Source organism: Hyphobacterium sp. (assembly GCF_965228115.1).
Taxonomy (GTDB): domain Bacteria; phylum Pseudomonadota; class Alphaproteobacteria; order Caulobacterales; family Maricaulaceae; genus Hyphobacterium.
Genome location: NZ_OZ245794.1, coordinates 861,526 through 878,404, shown reverse-complemented (window position 1 = coordinate 878,404; position 16,879 = coordinate 861,526). Strand labels below are relative to the sequence as shown.

Sequence of the window (16,879 nt, the reverse complement as noted above, 5' to 3'; positions counted from 1 at the left end):
TGGGGGAGACCCGAAATGAACAAATCAGAACTCGCCAAAGCCGTTGCTGACTCCACCGGCATGTCCAAAGCCCAGGCTGGCGAAGCCGTGGATGCCACGATCGACGCCATCGTTGGCGCCGTGAAAGGCAAGGACAATGTCCAGCTGGCCGGTTTCGGCACCTTCTACCCCAAGCATCGTGAAGCCCGTCAGGTCCGCAATCCGCGTACCGGCGAAACCATGATGTCCAAGGCCAAGACGTCCGCGGCTTTCCGCCCGGCTGCGAGCCTGAAAGACATCTGATCCGGTTTCACAACCGATTGGATCAAACGCCGTCCGGTTCGTCCGGGCGGCGTTTTTCTATTCCGGTGACGTCTGAATGCTGGCGGATGCCAGCCAAACACCCTATTTGACGCAACATGGCTCAAACGGACACCGCTCCGCCTGAAGGCAATTTCCGCACCGCGCTGGGCCGGCTCTTCCGCCTGCTTTTGTCATCGGACATGAAACGCTGGCGGCCGCGCATGGCCCTCGCGCTGGGTCTGACTCTGATCGCCAAAGTCTTCGCTGTGTCCGCCCCTGTCATGTTCGGCAATGGCGTTAATGCAATTGCGGACCGTGCGGTGGATGCCGTGATCTGGGGTTTTGTGCTGGCCTTCGTGTTCTACGCGGGTGCACGTTTCATGAGCGTTGGCGCGCCGCAATTACGCGATGCGCTGTTTGCGCCGGTCAGCCAGGATGCTCAACGCCTGACGGCCGTGCGGGCCTTCGGACATGTCCAGCGCCTGTCGATTGGCTTTCACCAGACCAAGCGGACCGGGGCGCTGAACCGGATCATTGATCGCGGATCCCGGGCGATTGATTTTTTCCTGCGTTTCTTCGTGTTCAATATCGGCCCGACCGTATTCGAGCTTTTGCTTGCCGCCTCCGTCATGGGTGTGGCCTACGGTTGGGAATTTCCGGTCATCGCTGTGGTCACCGTGGCGGCCTATGCCGTCTCCACCGCGCTGGTCACCGAATGGCGTGTGCGCCTGCGCCGCGACATGAACGAGGCCGACAATGAAGCCAGCGCCCGTGCTGTGGACGCGCTGTTGAACTTTGAAACTGTCAAGTCTTTCGCCGCTGAACGGCGCGAGACGGATCGCTATGACGAAGCGCTGACCCGCTATGCTGATGCGGCCAGCAAGTCCATGGGTTCGCTGGCTTTCCTGAATGGCTTGCAGGCCTTCATCATGAATGCCGGCCTGTTGGCGATGGCGATCGTGGCTGGCCTGAAAGCCTGGAATGGCACAATGCAGGTCGGCGATATCGCCGCCGTTACCTTGATCCTGATGAATATCTATCAGCCCCTGAACATATTGGGTTGGGCCTATCGCGAGATCCGGCAGGCGGCTGTGGATATGGAGCGCTTGTTTGAAACCCTGGCGATTGAGCCGGACGTGGCCGATGCCGCTGAGGCGCACGAGCTGACCCATTGCCGGGGTGAGGTGAGGTTTGAGGCTGTCAGCTTTGCCCATGAGGGGCGGGAGCGCTCGCTGGATGAGGTCAGCTTTGAGCTGCCGCCCGGCAGCTTTACCGGGGTGTGTGGCTCCTCAGGTGCTGGTAAGTCGACGCTGTTGAAGCTTCTCTTCCGGTTCTACGATCCGGAATCCGGCCGGGTGTTGATCGACGGGCAGGATCTGCGGGACGTAACGCAGGATAGTTTGCGCGCCGAGCTGGGCCTGGTGCCGCAAGATGTCGTCCTGTTCAACGATACGCTGGGCGCGAATATCCAGTATGGCGACCCGGATGCGGATGAAGACGCGTTGCTGGCCGCAGCCGAGCTGGCGCAGTTGGGCGATTTCATCCGCAACCTGCCTGACGGTCTGAACACACGCGTTGGCGAGCGGGGGCTGAAACTCTCCGGCGGTGAGAAACAGCGCGTGGGCGTCGCCCGGGCGATATTGAAAAACCCGCGCATCCTGATTCTCGATGAAGCCACCTCCGCGTTGGATTCTGAAACCGAGGAAGAAGTCCAAAAAGCGCTGAACAAGGCCGCACAGGGACGTACAACCCTCGCTGTGGCGCACCGCCTTTCGACGATTGCGGGTGCGGACCAGATTCTGGTGATGGACGCCGGCCGCATTGTGGAACGCGGCACACATGGCGAATTGCTGGCGCTGGACGGGCTCTATGCCCGAATGTGGCACCGCCAGGCAGAGGCCGAGACCGTCCCGGCCTAGTGCAGACCCACCGCGGTCGTTTCTTCCGATACAATTGTAGCGGCCACGTCGCCGCCGCCGCCCACCACCCGGTAATTGCCCGGCATGAGTGAGATTGGTTCACCGCCCGTCAGACCGCTGGCGACGATCTCCCCATTTTCATCGAGAACCTCAAACCGGGTGGCGACGGCGCTGACCAAGGCTTCAGCCAGCCCGCTGGCATCTGCGGCTCTGAAGTATTCGCCATTGCCAGCGGCGGCCCAGCTTTCGAAGGTGCGTTCCAGATCGGCATCATCAATGGCAAAACCAACGACATTCACCCGGATATCCCAGCCGCGCTCACGCAAGGCCTGAATGGCGGTGGCCGGATCGCCGTCGCAGGTTTCTTCGCCATCGGTGAGGACGATCAGCACAATTTCGCCGCTCACCCCGTCCAGATCGCTCGGGACGGCGGCTATGGAATCGGCAATCGGCGTGCGGGCCAGATTCATGGCGTTGATACCCGCGATCGTGGATTGAGCAGCCGCGCGATCAAGTGGTCCAAGCGGGATCTCCAGATCGGTGCGGCAGCTATCGGATTCGCGATGGCCAAAGACACGCAGTGCAAAACCAGTACCTTGGGGAATGGTGTCTGCGATGAGTTCGCTCAGCGTGGCGCGGGCAATTTCAATGCGCCGTTCGCCATCAATGCGCTGGAGCATGGAGCCGGAGGCATCGAGGATGATCTCAACGGCATCCCCGGAGCCGAGGGCGGCCTGATTTTGCGTCACGGCCAGCTCGCCCGGCGGGTTAGGCGCAGGCACGACCAAAAAGGGTGCGGTATCCATCACCTCGCGGGCTCGCGAGCGGTATTCAAGTACGTATTCGCCCTCTTCAGCTGGAGCGGTCAGTTCCGCATCCGGTACGTTTGGATCGACATACTGATAGTCAAGTTCGGTGCCGGCCCCGTCTGTAATGATGATCAGATCACCGCTATTTCCATTGCCCTGCCAGTTCGCCAGGAATCGCTGGCGGGTCCGGACCTCGGCAGGGGCGGTGACGTCCACGCTGGCCGCCACGATCTCGATGGGAGAACGGCCAATGACGCGGTTATTTGAGACGTAGACCACATCAAATTCGCCAAGCGTCTCGGCAACGCGGAGGCGCGCTTCATTGCCGCTCGTATTGCCGACATATCTATAGCTTCCAATGCCACTGCGGGCCTCGCCATCGCGATCTGCAAAGGTGAGGCGGTCGCCGGAATTCTCCGGGCCTTCAAACTGGACCGTGATCTGGCCGCCCGCATGGATAGTGGTCGGCGCGGTGACGGTTGCGCTGATGGACCCGACTGTCACCGGAGCCCGCGCCAGAATAGTCGAACCCGACCGGTAGATGACGTCGTACTCACCGGCATCTGCAGGGGCGCGGAGATTGCGGCTGCCTGCCGTCCGGTCGCCGACATAGCCATAGGAGGTGCCGCGGATAAACTCACCATCGCGTGCCGCCCAGGTGATCTGATCGCTGCGGCTGGCGGGGCCCGTCCAGCTGACGTCGATCGTCTCTCCGGCTCCGGCGGATTCCGGCGCGGTCACGCTGGCCTCGGCCATAATAACCGTCAGGATTTGTGAAGCGACAACCTCACCTTCATGCAGAAAGACGAGGATGTAATCGCCTGGTGCTTCAGGCACTTCGATGCCTTCGGGATTATTGCGAACATAGGAATAGCCCGCACGGCGCGCGCCTTCCTCTGTCGGGCGAATCTCGATCAGATTTCCAGTGTCGTCGGCCGCTGTCCACGTGACTTCGATGCGCTGACGAATATGAGCCTGATCCGGGGCGCTGATGGAATAGTCCTGTGCCAGCACCGAAGCGGGCCAAAGCAAAAGCATTAGAATTACCAAAACGCGCATGATCATCTCCCCTGTTGGGGAGAAATTGCCAGAACTTCGCGCTAACGGCGAGTCTTACTCGGCGGGCTTGGGAGTATCGGTTTTAGTGCTCCGCCCCATACGCTTGCGGACCCAAGCTACCAGTATTGGGATGAAGGCGACCACCTTCCGGCGGAAATTCCCCATCCGCATCGGCACACCCAGGAAGACCGGGGTCAGGATCAATGTCAGCAAGGTCGCAAAGCCGAGGCCCCAGACGACAGCGCTGGACAGCTGCACCCACCATTCAGACGCCGGGCCGCCAATCGAGATGACACCGGTGCCAAAATTGGCGTTGATCTGAAACACCATGGGCAGAAGCCCACAGATCGTCGTCACCGTGGTCAGCATGACCGGGCGCAACCGCTGGGCGGCGGTGCGCACTATGCTTTCGTCCACACCAAAGCCAAGATCACGCATGCGGTGATAGGTGTCGATCAGCACGATATTATTGTTCACAACAATACCCGCAAGCGTCACAATTCCGGTGCCGACAAACAGCACCGAGATGTATGGAAAGGATAGCTGTATTCCCAAAAGCACGCCCACGACCGACAGGACGACGGCCTGGAGCGTCAGGAAGACGTGCCAGAAATTATTGAACTGCCATAAGAGGATAACTGCCATGATGAAGAGGGACACGAGCATGGCCGTCTCGAAGAAGGCCGCGGCTTCAGCCGCCCCTTCATCTGCGCCGCGATAACGGACGTGAATGTCCCGCGAAATATTGCCCTCAGCCTGTTGTTCCGAGACCCAGTCACGTAATTCAGCCCGCAGGATATTTCCGGCTTCGCCTTCAGCGGCGTTGGCGCGGATATCAATCACGCGGCGGCCATCGCGGCGGCTGACGGTATCGACACGCTGGCGGGCTTCGCGGGTCACGAAGTTGGAAAGTGGAACCGAGCCTTCGGAAGTGTTCACCCGCAGCTGATCGAGCGCTTCAATGCTGCGATAATTCTCCGGGAAGCGGACACGGATATCGACCTCTTCATCGGCATCATCCGGGCGATAACGGCCCACCAGCGCGCCATTGGTGACGAGCTGTACGGCGGCGCCGATTTGCTGGACATCTGCGCCGAAACGCCCGGCCTCTTCGCGATCGACAATGATTTCCCATTCCAGACCGGGCAGGGGCAATGTGTCTTCGATGTCGATCATGCGCGGATCTTCATCGAGATGGGCCCGAACCAGCAGCGCCGCCTCGTTGAGGGCCTGCTCATTGTTCGAGCGCAGCTCGATCTGGATGTCCTTGCCCTGTGGTGGGCCCTGTTCAAACTCGCGCACCTCAGTGACAAGGCCGGGAATGCCGGTCGCGGCGTCCTGGATATCGGCGAGAATTTCCCGGCCATTGCGGCGCTGCCCATAAGGCAGGAATTCAATGAAGATGCGGGCCACAGTATCGGACGGGGCATTTGAGGCGCCATCATTGAATGTAGACGCGCCTGCAGCGGCGCCAACCGTCGTGTAGTAGCCTTGAATGCCTTCAATTCCGGCTATGCGTTCTTCGACCTGAAGGGCGAGCCCGTATTGTTCTGTTGGCGACAAATTCCCCCGGGCACGCACGAAGACATAGACGCGCTCCGGCTCGACATCGAGGAATTGCTCTACCCGGTGAGGGGTCGACCCAAACCAAATGACAATACCGATCACCGCGACAATCGTCGCCAGCGCCACCATCAGCGGGCGTTTCACCAGTGTGGCGATCATGCGGGTATAGGCACCGGTGAAGCCGGGCAATTCGGTAGGCTTCGATTCACTGTCGGCCGCCAGGCTTGCCAGCGCGCTGGCATCGCCCTTGGCTGGTTGCTTACCAATCACGGAGCCGAGGGCGGGCAGGAAGACCAGCGCCATCAAGAGCGCTGATGACAAGACGAAGATCAGCGTGGTCGGCAGATAAGCCATGAACTGGCCTTCGATGGAATTCCAGAACAGGAAAGGCAGGAAGGCGGCCAGCGTGGTGCAGGTGGACGAGATGATCGGCCAGAACATGCGCTTGCCGGCCATGGCGTAGCTTTCTATGCGCGGACGGCCTTCGGCCAGCTTCCGGTCGGCATATTCGACAACCACTATGGCCCCATCGACCAGAAGGCCGACGGCCAGCACCATGGCGAACATCACCATGAAGTTCACCGAATAACCAAAGACGGCGAGCAACAGGAAAGAAAACAGGAAGCTGGAGGGAATGGCGATCCCCACCAGAAGCGCGGACCTTATGCCCAGAGCGGCGACCACGAGGATCATCACCAGCACGATGGCCAGCGTGATCGAGGAGGTCAGGCTGTTCAGGCTGTCCTGCACATAGGTGGAGACATCCAGAGAAAAGGCGTGGCCTGCCGTTTCCGGCCAGGTTTCGGCGATCTCTTCAACGCGGGTGCGTACATCCTGCGTCATGTCGATGATGTTTGCGCCGGGGCGGCGGACGACCTGAAGCGAGAACGCCGGACGGCCATCATAGCGGGCAAAGCCGTCGCGATCCTTGAAGGTGCGGCGGACATCGGCAATGTCGGCCATGGTGATGACCGTGTCGCCAGAACGCGCAACCGGCAAGGAGAGCGCATCGGCCGCGGTTTCAAACAGGCCCGGCACTTTCACCTGGAAACGCGCATCGCCAGTATCGAGAGCGCCGGCGGCCACCAGCTGATTATTGGATTGAACCGCCTGGATCACCTGGGCAGAGGTAATGCCATAGGCCTGCAAGCGCGCAGGATCGACGATAACTTCAAGAAGCTCGTCGCGGGTGCCCGCCAGATTGGCTTCCAGCACCGAGGGCAAGGCTTCCAGCTCGTCCTGAAGATTGCGGGCCATACGGAACAAGGCACGCTCGGGGATGTCGCCATAAAGCTGCACCACAATGGCAGGAGCGAGGGCGGCATTGACTTCGCGTAGAACAGGCTCGCGGGCATCTTCGGGGAATTCCCGGCGGGCGAGATCAATCGCCTCGCGGACGTCCAGAATGGCCTGGTCCGAATCGAAGGTAATATCGAATTCGAGCACCATCACGCCAGCCCCCAGGGCCCCGGTAGAATTGAGCTCCTCCAGCCCCTCAATGGCCCGCAACTCGGTCTCGGCCGGGCGCAGGATCAAGCGTTCGGCATCTTCTGGGGACAAACCTTCCAGCGGCACCGTCACGCCAATGAAGGGGATGGGAATGTCTGGATCGGCTTCTTTCGGGGCGGTCAGGTAAGAAATCAGTCCGGCGATCAGCATCACGCCGAAGATGACCAGGATCATGCGGACGCGGTTAACCGCAAAATCGACAAGACCGGTCATTGCGCCGGTACGGCGTCAACGCTGGCGCCGTCCTCTACAAAGTCCTGGCCCTGCACGATGACATGGGCCGGATCCGGCAGGCCGGATACCCAGCTGCCGCCGGCATCATCCGACAGCCATTGCACGGGCAGGAAGCGGACGATGGTCTCGCCCTCCAGCACGCGTACACCGATCTCACCCGCATCATTCAGCGCCAGCACCGTCGTCGGAACAAGGTGTGCCGGACGGCTCGCCAGCGGGATGATGATCTCGGTGGTCACACCCGCGCGAAGCGCGCCGTCAGGGTTGGCGATTGATAGCTCGGCCCGGAAGGTGCGGGTGGCGGGATCCGCCCGGCGCGCAATCCGGCGAACTTCGCCATTGACGTTTTCCCCGGTGATCAGGCGCGCACGTCCGCCCATGCCGGTTTCCAGGCTGCCGACATCGTCTTCAGTCACTTGTGCGACGGCCAATAGCGGGTCGAGTTGAAGGACGAGACCGCAGGGCTCACCGGGCGCGAGGAAATCGCCGATCTCCGCTTCACGCTGGTCAAACCAGCCATCGAATGGCGCGCGAATGAAAGTGTTCGCCATTTCTTCCTGCGCAGCTTGTAAGCGCGCGCGGGCCCCATCGCGTACGGCTTCGAGTGCGGCGACGGAATTCTGTGAGCGAAAACCGCGATCACTCAGCGCCACAGCGCCTTCATATTCCTGCTGAGCCGCGCGCAGATCCGCCCTTGCCTGATCGAGCGCGGCCTGGCGCGCATCCACATCCAGCCGGCAGAGCAAATCGCCTTCTTCTACTCGCGTTCCTTCGATCGCCGGGGCTTCGATCACCCGTCCGCCCGTTTCTGCCCGGACGGCAACCGCGCGAATGGCTTCGGTGCGGCCCCGCAAGACCAGAAAGGCGGGATGTTCGCTGGCCTCTACAGTCTGGTACACAACGCGCGGCGCCCGCGACGGCGCGTCGACATCGCCGCTAGCCGATTCAGTGTCCCTGCTGTTGAAGATTGTTCCAATCAGGAAAAAGCCGCCGACCAGAACGACGATCACAAGGGCGGCAATATATCGGCCATTGAGGCGCATGAGCTTAATCCTGTCCTGTCACGCCAAGGGCGTGCTGCAGCTGCGAGATAGGCCTATTCCCGCAAAGATGCGAGGCCTAATCCGTGAATTGATCAAAGATTTTCGGAATTGAGCAGTATTTGTGATCGTATTGGAGCCGTTTTTTTTGCGGCCGCGCAATCCGTAACCGGCCGAATACCGTAAGCTTGAACAGGGTAAAAAGAAAACGGTGCGGCGATGATCGGCTTTAAATCTGCCTTCGTAATATTCCTGGCGAGTTTTGTGCTCGAAGCCGAGCCCAACCGCATAGATACCGCTCTGGAAAGCGTGCCTGATTTTTCCGGCGTCGTCCTTGTCAGCGAAAATGGCGAGATAACTTCTGAACGCGCCATTGGCATCGCCGATGAGGAGAACGCGCTAGCCATGCAAGCGCAACTGGATTGGCGTTGGGCATCGGTTACCAAACAGGTTGTCGCGGTCCTTGTCATGCAACTGGTCGAAGACGGGCGGGTGAGCCTTGATACACCCCTAAGTGAGGCCGCACCCGGTTTCGATGTCCGGCGCGCCAACCGGATCACAGTTCGGGATTTGTTGAGGCACACGACCGGTTTGCCGGATCCGGATGACCTCAGCGAGGCTGAGTTCGATGCGTCGACATTTGATTCCTTTGATTTCTGCACGGATGGCCGGGCCCGCCAGAACGCGCCCTTCAACTATAATAATTGCGACTATGTCGCCCTGGGTGCGGTAATCGAACATGTCAGCGGCGAACCCTGGGAAGACCAATTACAAGCCCGCATTCTCGAGCCTGCGGGCATGACGCGTACGCGTGTCGGTGGCGGCGAAGACGATGGCACCGTCATCGGTTATGACCGGGCAGGCGTTGCTTCGGCGCGGCGCGATCTTGAACTCTATGGGGCCGCCGGAGCGCTGGTGGGGCCGCCGGAAGACTTGATCCGCTTCAACACAGCCTTAATGGAAGGCCGCTTGTTAGATGAAGCGTCTCTTGAAACGCTATGGGAGGGTGTCCCTCGTCTGGGTTTTGTGGCGCTGGGGGCGTGGAGCTTCTCGGCCCCGCTCGCTGGATGTGATGGCTCCGTCGCGCTTGTGGAGCGGCGCGGGTTCATCTCAGGCGTTCAGGTTCGTAATATTCTTGCGGTCGAACGCGGACAGAGTCTGGTGGTTTTCCTCAACCGCGGGGACTTCGATTTTGGCGAGATCTGGATGGGCTCGGGTCTCAGCTATGATCTCGCCGGCGCGGCCTTTTGCGAGAGTTGACTCGCTTTTTTTGCCCTTCGGGTCTCCGATTGGGGTGATCGCGCCCGGCCTATAGGCGGACGGAACGCGTGTCCGCCGTCTTTCCAGACGGAAACTGCAGAAAAACTGCAGCGATTAAACCGATCGTCACCCAGATGGCTCAACCGTCTTCCAGGGCTCTGATATTCAACAGTATTTTGACTTGAGATACGTCCGTCGCGATGGCTAGATTTATTGTTTTTCGGCGCAAAATTATCGGTTTTCGTGAAAATAATATCGATTTTCGATATTTTTTTCTTGCATACCGATAAATCCATGGTATTGATACTTCCACGGACGGCGAAATGATCGTCCGGACAACAAAACAACTGGTCGATTTTGAAACGTAACAAAGGAGAAAACAAAATGGTCGGGTCCAATATTTCACGCACGGTTGCAGCTTTTGCGATCAATGCTTTCCTTATCGTTGCCGTTGGTGGCGGTATCTTTGCGGCGCTGTCACCGGTGGTCGCGTGAGGGTAAAACGGTTCCGGCGGTAGCTTTCAAAAGCGCCGCCGGGAACCAGAGTTCAAAGTCAGGGAGACGTCACACATGGCCATTCGCGTCACCCTCGACAGGATACTTCTCGAGCGCCGCCTGTCCCAGACAGAGCTGTGCGATCGGGTCGGGATCTCAAAGGCCAACCTGTCCATCCTCAAGACGGGAAAAGCCAGGGCCATAAGGTTTTCGATGCTGGAAGCGTTGTGCCAGGAGCTGGATTGTCAGCCGCGCGACCTTCTCAGCCACGATGAGGAGATAAGCCGCGTATCCATCGCGGCTTGATAAAACACCCCGGACGGGTTCTCGGCCGGTTGGTGAGGAGACAGCGGGAGCGGGCCTGATTGGCATATAGCCCCTTCCCAAGAGCGCCATTCGGGCCGTTCCCAGCCCCCCAGCGCGCTCCCGCTGTTTCCTTTTTCTCTTATAGAACAGATTATTGGCACAGCCTAATCGGCAGTGATTTGCTGGGCTGTTATGGCGACCGACCATTTTTATGAGATTTTGAGTGGCTCCCTGGGACGGGCTCGAACCGCCGACCCGGTGATTAACAGTCACCTGCTCTACCAACTGAGCTACCAGGGAATAACCGTCTCAATAGGGGCGCGGCTATATCACCCTAATCCTTCTTGCGGCAAGCCTTCTGACGCATCAAACTGCACAAAGAAAGATCGGGAGCCAAAAAGGCTCCCGATAAGGCATTGGGTGGATGGTGGGGTGTCTTCACGGGAAGACCGTTACACTTTCCCTAAAGAGGGTAAATGTTAGGTTAACGATAAGGCGATTTGGTCTGAAAGGATTCAAATTGTTTGCGAAATTCCTGACGGGGAGGTCAGAAAAATGCGGGAATACACAACATATCGCGATTTCTTTCCCTATTACCTACAAGAACACGCCCAGCCTGCGACGCGCTATCTTCACTATTTCGGCTCGGTGTTAGCGATTGGCGTGCTGGTTTATGCGCTGGCGACACAAAGCTGGTGGATGTTGCTGTTGCCGCCGGTCGCCGGATACTTCTTCGCCTGGGTTAGCCATGCGTTCGTGGAGCGCAACAAGCCGGCGACCTTTACTTATCCGCTTTGGTCCCTTCGCGGCGATTATCACATGCTGTGGCTGGCGATCACCGGAAAGCTGGACGCCGAGCTGAAGCGCGCGGGCGTGAGGCCGCAAGCGGCGGAGTAGAACGTCGATCTATTCGGTGGGCGGGACGGTTACCGCGGCGCTGGTCGCAGATCTTACGGTTCCGCTGGCATCCGAAAATCTCAGGAACACCCGTGAATTGGCCGGAGAGAAGGGGATGCCTGCACCATTGCTGTTGTCGCGAACAAAGGCGGCAAAGAAGGCAGGTTCATTACGCCCAAGATTACTGGTCGTCACGCTGGGGCCGCGCGGCGTAATGCAGGCAGCGGTCGTGGCATCAATCTGACAGACCTCGATTGTGACCGGCAAGTTGGCTGCACCGGTATCGGCTGTAGTGGTCAGGGTGATGCCGCTGGCGCCGGCCGAGCCATCGCCCGCACCGATATTGACCAGGGCCGCCGTCATCACGCCTGCGCGCCCGGCCTCTGCGATCCGGATCGTACCATCGCCGCTGGCGGTCGAACTGATCGAGAGAATATCCGGCACTGGCGCGTTCTGGATAGACAGAAACACCGTGTTCAACCCGACAACGGATCCCAGATTGGCATTCTCACAGGTCACTTGCGGCTGGAAATCGACGCCCTGTAACCCAGTCTCGCTGACCGGGCTGAGCGCCAGCACAAAGCTGGCGGTCCCACCGGCCAGGAGATCAAAGACCGGATCGGCCGGCCCGATGGCGGCATTGTTGGCATCCACACGCCGGTAGGACAGCGTTACGGGGTCTCCACCGGCGGCAGTGATTCGGCAAGATTGGGCGGGCGTTGTCGCCCGGCTGACGACCGACATGAAAACCGTTATGTCCGGCCCTCCGGTATAGCCCGACCGGGCAGCGGGCAGGGTAGCGGCGACGATGCGGCCTTCCGGGACATTGTTGGATGTAAATCTGGCTGCGACCGTCCGGGTTTCATTGGCTGAAAATGCACATTGCGGATTGGTGCTGCCGCTGCAGGGCCCTTCCACCCAACTGGCAAAGGCTGACCCGAAAGCCGCCGCTGCGGTCAAGGTCACGGCCTCACCCTGAAGGAAGGCTTCTGAACAATCATTTTCACACTCGATGCCGGCGGGCACGCTGGTGACCATGCCGGCACCGAGGCCGGGCAGCGTGACGGTGACCGTCCGACGGGGCACGCTGGCCAGGTCCAGCGGTGTTGCAGCCGTATTGCCAAAGCCAGCCCCGTCTGTGGCGGCATTCTGTGCGACGCCCAGTGTCAGATTGCTTTCCCCTGCGGGCGTGACGGTGACGGTGTATACCGACCCGCTTTGAGCCTGGAAATTCGACAAGGAGGCGTTGGTGACGGCGATATCGCCTTGATCAAATCCGCTGACGCCCTCGGTGAAGGTAATGGTCAGGGTGAAAGGCGCATCAATCGGCAAAGTGCCGTTATGCGACAGGCTGACATCCGGCGGGAGATTGTCGACAGTAAATCCTTCGTCCGCGCCCTGTGGCGACAGATTTGTCAGGGCGTTTCCGGCAAGGTCTGCCAAATTGTGTCCTGCCGCTATGGCGAGCGTGACAGGACCATTCAGGCTGGCGAGATCGCCTCCAGATACGGAGACGTCAACAATATTCGGTGCCGCCTGGCTGGCCGTCAGTGTCGCGGTTGTGCCCGTGGTTTCAAAATCATCGGCGGCGATGGGCTCGACCACCAGCGTCAGCATGGTGATATACGCGCCATTGCTATTGCCCACAAAAACGCGAAAACCCGTTGGTGTGGGCAGGGAGGTGATCGAAAAAGCGCTATACATCGGCGTTTGCGGCGAGGCGAATTCGCGAAGAATGGGCGTCAGACGGCCATCGCTTCCAACCGCGAAAACCTGAACGCCCCGATCCGGACTTCCGCTAGAGGCCGCGCTGCTCGCCACAGACAGAAATGTCTGGCCCTGAAAGCGGGTGACGGTCATTTCTTTGGGATTCGCGGCCAGAATTCCATTCCCATTCTGGAGGTTTTGAATCCACTGCAGGTTTCCATTCGAGAGGATGGAAAACGCGCTGACGCCGAGATCCGCCGAGCCGGACACATAAATGTAGTTCTGCTCGCCAATCTGGAGGTGCTCCAGATCTCCCGCGCCATTCACGAATATTGCGGCGGTGTCGATAATGCGATGCTGGAACGTTAGCGCGCCTTCATTTCCAACGGAAAAAATGGTCAAGCCGTGGTCAATGATTCCGGCAACATAGAGATAGGTAATTCCATTAATGACGGCCGTCACCGCAGATCGGGCCCCAGCAAGTTCGAAGTCCGAGTTTTCGCCATCATTTACATTGAAAACAGACGTGATCTGTCCGTCCGCTGCGATCTGAAAAACGCTGACGCCCCAGTCTTCCTGACCCGTGACAAACAGGTAGTCCTGGCCTCCGACTGATGCCGCGTGAATATCACTGACGCCGCCCAGCTGGAGTTGTTCGTTGTCGCCAATATTCTGGATATTGGTCAGCGTGCCATTATTGGCGATCGTGAAAACACTGACGCCATCATCGCCCCGGCTGCCGACATAAAGATAATGCGTGTCTCCGATCCGGTGGACATAAGCCGCTGCGGCCTGATTGAGGTAGACATCATCATTATCGGCCACATTATGGACGGTGCGGAAAATATTATCGGGCGTGATATCCAGAACGGTTAGTCCATGGTCACGGAAACCGGGCGCGAAAATCAACGGGGTGCCGTCTATTTCGACCGATGCCAGCGCAATCGAACCGTCAAAAAACGTGCTGGAACCGTCGAGGACGTTTTGAAACTGGGTCAGGCCAAGATCCGCCGCCCGAACGCCTTCATTGAATGTCACCCGCCAGGCCAACGCGTCGGCCGAGGTGCGTTCAGATGTGGGGTTTTGCCGTTCAATACTGCTGACCAGGGGCGCCGTTGTGTCTTGGCCGTGCAAGGCGGACACAAAGACAAGGCTGGCAAAGCCCGCCAGCAAAACTTTGCCCAGAAAGCCGGGCCCCGAAAGCTTGATCATTTTAATCCCCCTCACTGAGTGGGAGCATTCAACACAAGTACATCAAGTTCAATCGGGAATTGTACCAGGAATGACGAAAAGCTGGAGGCTCCGCCCGGAATCGAACCGGGGTACACGGATTTGCAATCCGCTGCGTCACCACTCCGCCACGGAGCCGCCTTGTGGTGTGGGCGAGGTTTGTAACCGAGCGATTGCTTTGCCGCAATGCGTCTTAACACGCCCTTTGAACCGGTCCGGGACACCACCGGTTCTCTACCACCGTCATCGGCTATTGCGGCTTGCTTTCAACGCGCGATATAAGCGCGGTCAGCGAGAACACAGGGGGCTATGACGTGGCCGATTTCACGCGCGAACGCGATGCCATGGTGGACAGCCAGATCCATACGGCGGATGTTACGGACCGGCGGCTGCTCAAGGCGTTCCGGACCCTTCCGCGGGAAAAGTTTGTGCCGAGAAGCCGTCTCGCCCTGGCCTATGCCGATACCGAGATTGAAACAGCATCGGGCCGCTTCATGATGCGCCCGCGTGATTTGTCCCTCTTGATCCACATGGTTGATATCCAGCCGGGCGAGTTGGTGCTCAACCCGGCCAGCGGCCGCGGTTATGCGGCCGCTGTCCTGTCGCGCATGGCAGAGACGGTTGTCTGCGTGGAAAAAGATGAAACGCTGGTAGAAAAATCCTCGGCGCTCCTGGCGGATGCCGGTTGTGATAATGCCGTTGTGGTTCAGGGCGATCCGGCAAACGGCATGCCGGGGCAGGGACCGTATGACGTTATTTTTGTTGAGGGCGGCGTCGAAGCCCCACCGCGCGCCTGGTTCGATCAGTTGAAAGACGGGGGCCGCCTGGCCGTTGTGATATCAAAGGGCGCCATCGGCAAGGCGACCGTCTTCCAGCGTTCCGGCGACAGTATCGGGCAACGCGTGGTATTTGATTCCTCGCCGCGCCTGCTTCCGGGCTTCAAGCGCGAAGCGGGTTTCGTCTTCTAGTTCGGCACCATTTTCGGCGGCCGGGTCGATGTTTTCAGCTTGACATCGTATGCGTGTTTACTAAGTGAACGGTGTTCACTTTGTCGCGCTTTGGCGGCTTCGTGACAATCGTTACAAACCAGACACTATGCGCACGCGTATTGGTGTATAGATTAGAGCGAAACCCGAGGGACCCATTCATGTTGACGAGATTATCTGGCTTCGCTCTAGCTGCGGCTGCTTTGATGGCCGCACCGGTCACTGCGCAAACCTTTGAGGAAACGCTGCAGCTGACTTACCGGTCGAACCCGACGCTGCAGGCGCAACGCGCTTCGGTCCGGGCCGCAGAGGAAAGCATTGTCCAGGCCCGTTCGGCCTGGCTCCCGAATATCTCCGCGCAGGCCAGTGTCTCTAATGCGCGAACAGAATCGACCGGCGGTTTCTTCAATCAGTCAAACACCGTGACCCCGCAGAGCTATCGTATCGATGCCAGTCAGGCGATCTGGCGCGGGGGAGAAATCAGTGGGGCAATCAGCCAGGCCGAAGCGAGTGTTCTGGCCGCCCGCGAAGGACTGCGGACGACCGAGCAGAATGTCTTGCTGGCGGCAGCGACCGCTTATCTGGACGTCCGCCGCGATGTCGAGATTGCGCAAATCCGCCGCAATAATGTGGAAGTTCTGCTGGCACAGCTGGATGCGGCAGAAGACCGGTTTGAAGTCGGTGAGATCACCCGCACGGACGTCTCACAGGCCGAAGCGCGCCTGGCGAGTGCACGGGCCCAGCTGGCCGGGGCCCTGTCGCAACTGGCGGCCAGCCGCGCACGCTATAACGCGGTGGTCGGACAATATCCGGCCACGCTGAGCCCAGAACCGCCCTTGCCGGATCTGCCCGCCGAGCTGGAAGATGCCATGGAAATCGCGCTGGATTTCAGCCCGGTTTTGCGGACCGCCGCGTTTAATGAAGATTCGGCGCGGGCCGGGCTGCGAATCGCCCGCGGTGCGTTTTCTCCGGATGTGTCCTTGAGCGGTTCAGCCAGCCGGACCAATGATCAGACGTTTTCAGGCGATCAAACCGATCGCTATTCGCTAACCGCAACCGTGTCGGTGCCGCTATATACCGGCGGGCTCAACCGCTCGCGGGTCCGGCAGGCCGCTTTCAATGCGGATCAGGCGCGGATTCGTGTCACCGAAGCCCGGCGACAGGTCGAAGAAATTGTCACCACGGCGTTCAATAATCTGGCGGCCAGCCGATCAGTGATTACGTCCAGCCAGCGCTCGGTGGAAGCCAATGAAATCGCTCTGGAAGGCGTGCAACAGGAAGCCTTTGTGGGCCTTCGGACCACGCTGGATGTCTTGAATGCCGAGCAGGAATTGCTGGATGCCCGGCTGACGCTGGTGACAGCAGAACGCGACTCCTACGTGGCCGGGCTTGGCCTGCTGCAGGCGATGGGCTTGTTGACGTCGGACACGCTGAACATTGAGGCGGAGCCGGAACCCTTTACCAGCACGCCTGAACGGGAGCCTGTCGACTTCACGCCGTGGAATTAATTCGCCATTAACTGGGCTTTCCGTCTGGACACTTTGGCCCAAGACCGGTTTTATTCTCCCAACAGGGGAAGT

General features: G+C 59.4%; 11 protein-coding genes and 2 tRNA genes. 7 read left to right on the top strand and 6 right to left on the bottom strand.

Annotation, left to right across the window (positions count from 1 at the left end):
* Nucleotides 1-15: 15 nt before the first annotated feature.
* A complete protein-coding gene (locus ACO079_RS04810; protein WP_421792173.1) occupies nt 16-282 on the top strand; it encodes an HU family DNA-binding protein in 267 nt (88 codons plus the stop codon).
* 116 nt (nt 283-398) lie between these two features.
* A complete protein-coding gene (locus tag ACO079_RS04805; protein WP_421792172.1) occupies nt 399-2,201 on the top strand; it encodes an ABCB family ABC transporter ATP-binding protein/permease in 1,803 nt (600 codons plus the stop codon).
* Here ACO079_RS04805 and ACO079_RS04800 read toward each other — a convergent pair.
* The 3 genes from ACO079_RS04800 to ACO079_RS04790 are packed head-to-tail and all read right to left on the bottom strand — an operon-like array spanning nt 2,198 to nt 8,421.
* Nucleotides 2,198-4,069, bottom strand: coding sequence for a vWA domain-containing protein (locus ACO079_RS04800; protein ID WP_421792171.1), 1,872 nt, complete (start codon nt 4,067-4,069; stop codon nt 2,198-2,200). The two genes, ACO079_RS04805 and ACO079_RS04800, sit on opposite strands and share 4 nt — an antisense overlap.
* A 54-nt stretch (nt 4,070-4,123) precedes the next feature.
* On the bottom strand, nt 4,124-7,357 hold the full coding sequence (locus ACO079_RS04795; protein WP_421792170.1) for an efflux RND transporter permease subunit: 3,234 nt from the start codon (nt 7,355-7,357) through the stop codon (nt 4,124-4,126).
* Complete coding sequence (locus ACO079_RS04790) at nt 7,354-8,421, bottom strand: efflux RND transporter periplasmic adaptor subunit (protein ID WP_421792169.1); 1,068 nt, start codon at nt 8,419-8,421, stop codon at nt 7,354-7,356. Before ACO079_RS04790 ends, ACO079_RS04795 begins: the two co-directional genes overlap by 4 nt.
* 216 nt (nt 8,422-8,637) lie before the next feature.
* Between ACO079_RS04790 and ACO079_RS04785 the strand changes: the two genes are divergently transcribed.
* Complete coding sequence (locus ACO079_RS04785; protein WP_421792168.1) at nt 8,638-9,678, top strand: serine hydrolase domain-containing protein; 1,041 nt, start codon at nt 8,638-8,640, stop codon at nt 9,676-9,678.
* A 570-nt stretch (nt 9,679-10,248) separates the two neighbouring features.
* Complete coding sequence (locus tag ACO079_RS04780; protein WP_421792167.1) at nt 10,249-10,479, top strand: helix-turn-helix domain-containing protein; 231 nt, start codon at nt 10,249-10,251, stop codon at nt 10,477-10,479.
* A 224-nt stretch (nt 10,480-10,703) separates the two neighbouring features.
* Here the strand turns inward: ACO079_RS04780 and ACO079_RS04775 are convergent.
* Nucleotides 10,704-10,779: transfer RNA gene (locus ACO079_RS04775), tRNA-Asn, on the bottom strand.
* Between the two features lie 255 nt (nt 10,780-11,034).
* On the opposite strand from ACO079_RS04775, the gene ACO079_RS04770 reads away from it, so the two are divergent.
* Nucleotides 11,035-11,376 (top strand): Mpo1-like protein, encoded by a 342-nt coding sequence (locus ACO079_RS04770; protein WP_421792166.1) that lies wholly within the window; start codon nt 11,035-11,037, stop codon nt 11,374-11,376.
* Between the two features lie 9 nt (nt 11,377-11,385).
* On the opposite strand, the gene ACO079_RS04765 is transcribed toward ACO079_RS04770, so the two are convergent.
* The gene (locus tag ACO079_RS04765; RefSeq protein WP_421792165.1) at nt 11,386-14,295 is read right to left on the bottom strand and encodes an Ig-like domain-containing protein; all 2,910 of its coding nucleotides are present in this window, start codon (nt 14,293-14,295) and stop codon (nt 11,386-11,388) included.
* An 82-nt stretch (nt 14,296-14,377) separates the two neighbouring features.
* Nucleotides 14,378-14,451 (bottom strand) — tRNA-Cys (locus tag ACO079_RS04760).
* Between the two features lie 176 nt (nt 14,452-14,627).
* Here ACO079_RS04760 and ACO079_RS04755 point away from each other — a divergent pair.
* A complete protein-coding gene (locus ACO079_RS04755; protein WP_421792164.1) occupies nt 14,628-15,281 on the top strand; it encodes a protein-L-isoaspartate O-methyltransferase family protein in 654 nt (217 codons plus the stop codon).
* 179 nt (nt 15,282-15,460) lie between these two features.
* Nucleotides 15,461-16,807 carry a TolC family outer membrane protein gene (locus ACO079_RS04750; protein WP_421792163.1) on the top strand — a complete coding sequence of 449 codons (1,347 nt, stop codon included), beginning with the start codon at nt 15,461-15,463 and terminating at the stop codon, nt 16,805-16,807.
* Nucleotides 16,808-16,879 lie beyond the last annotated feature (72 nt).

Coding starts and splice junctions, on each gene's coding strand:
- ACO079_RS04810 (WP_421792173.1), top strand. CDS start 16: ATGAACAAATCAGAACTCGCCAAAGCCGTTGCTGACTCCACCGGCATG.
- ACO079_RS04805 (WP_421792172.1), top strand. CDS start 399: ATGGCTCAAACGGACACCGCTCCGCCTGAAGGCAATTTCCGCACCGCG.
- ACO079_RS04800 (WP_421792171.1), bottom strand. CDS start 4,069: ATGCGCGTTTTGGTAATTCTAATGCTTTTGCTTTGGCCCGCTTCGGTG.
- ACO079_RS04795 (WP_421792170.1), bottom strand. CDS start 7,357: ATGACCGGTCTTGTCGATTTTGCGGTTAACCGCGTCCGCATGATCCTG.
- ACO079_RS04790 (WP_421792169.1), bottom strand. CDS start 8,421: ATGCGCCTCAATGGCCGATATATTGCCGCCCTTGTGATCGTCGTTCTG.
- ACO079_RS04785 (WP_421792168.1), top strand. CDS start 8,638: ATGATCGGCTTTAAATCTGCCTTCGTAATATTCCTGGCGAGTTTTGTG.
- ACO079_RS04780 (WP_421792167.1), top strand. CDS start 10,249: ATGGCCATTCGCGTCACCCTCGACAGGATACTTCTCGAGCGCCGCCTG.
- ACO079_RS04770 (WP_421792166.1), top strand. CDS start 11,035: ATGCGGGAATACACAACATATCGCGATTTCTTTCCCTATTACCTACAA.
- ACO079_RS04765 (WP_421792165.1), bottom strand. CDS start 14,295: ATGATCAAGCTTTCGGGGCCCGGCTTTCTGGGCAAAGTTTTGCTGGCG.
- ACO079_RS04750 (WP_421792163.1), top strand. CDS start 15,461: ATGTTGACGAGATTATCTGGCTTCGCTCTAGCTGCGGCTGCTTTGATG.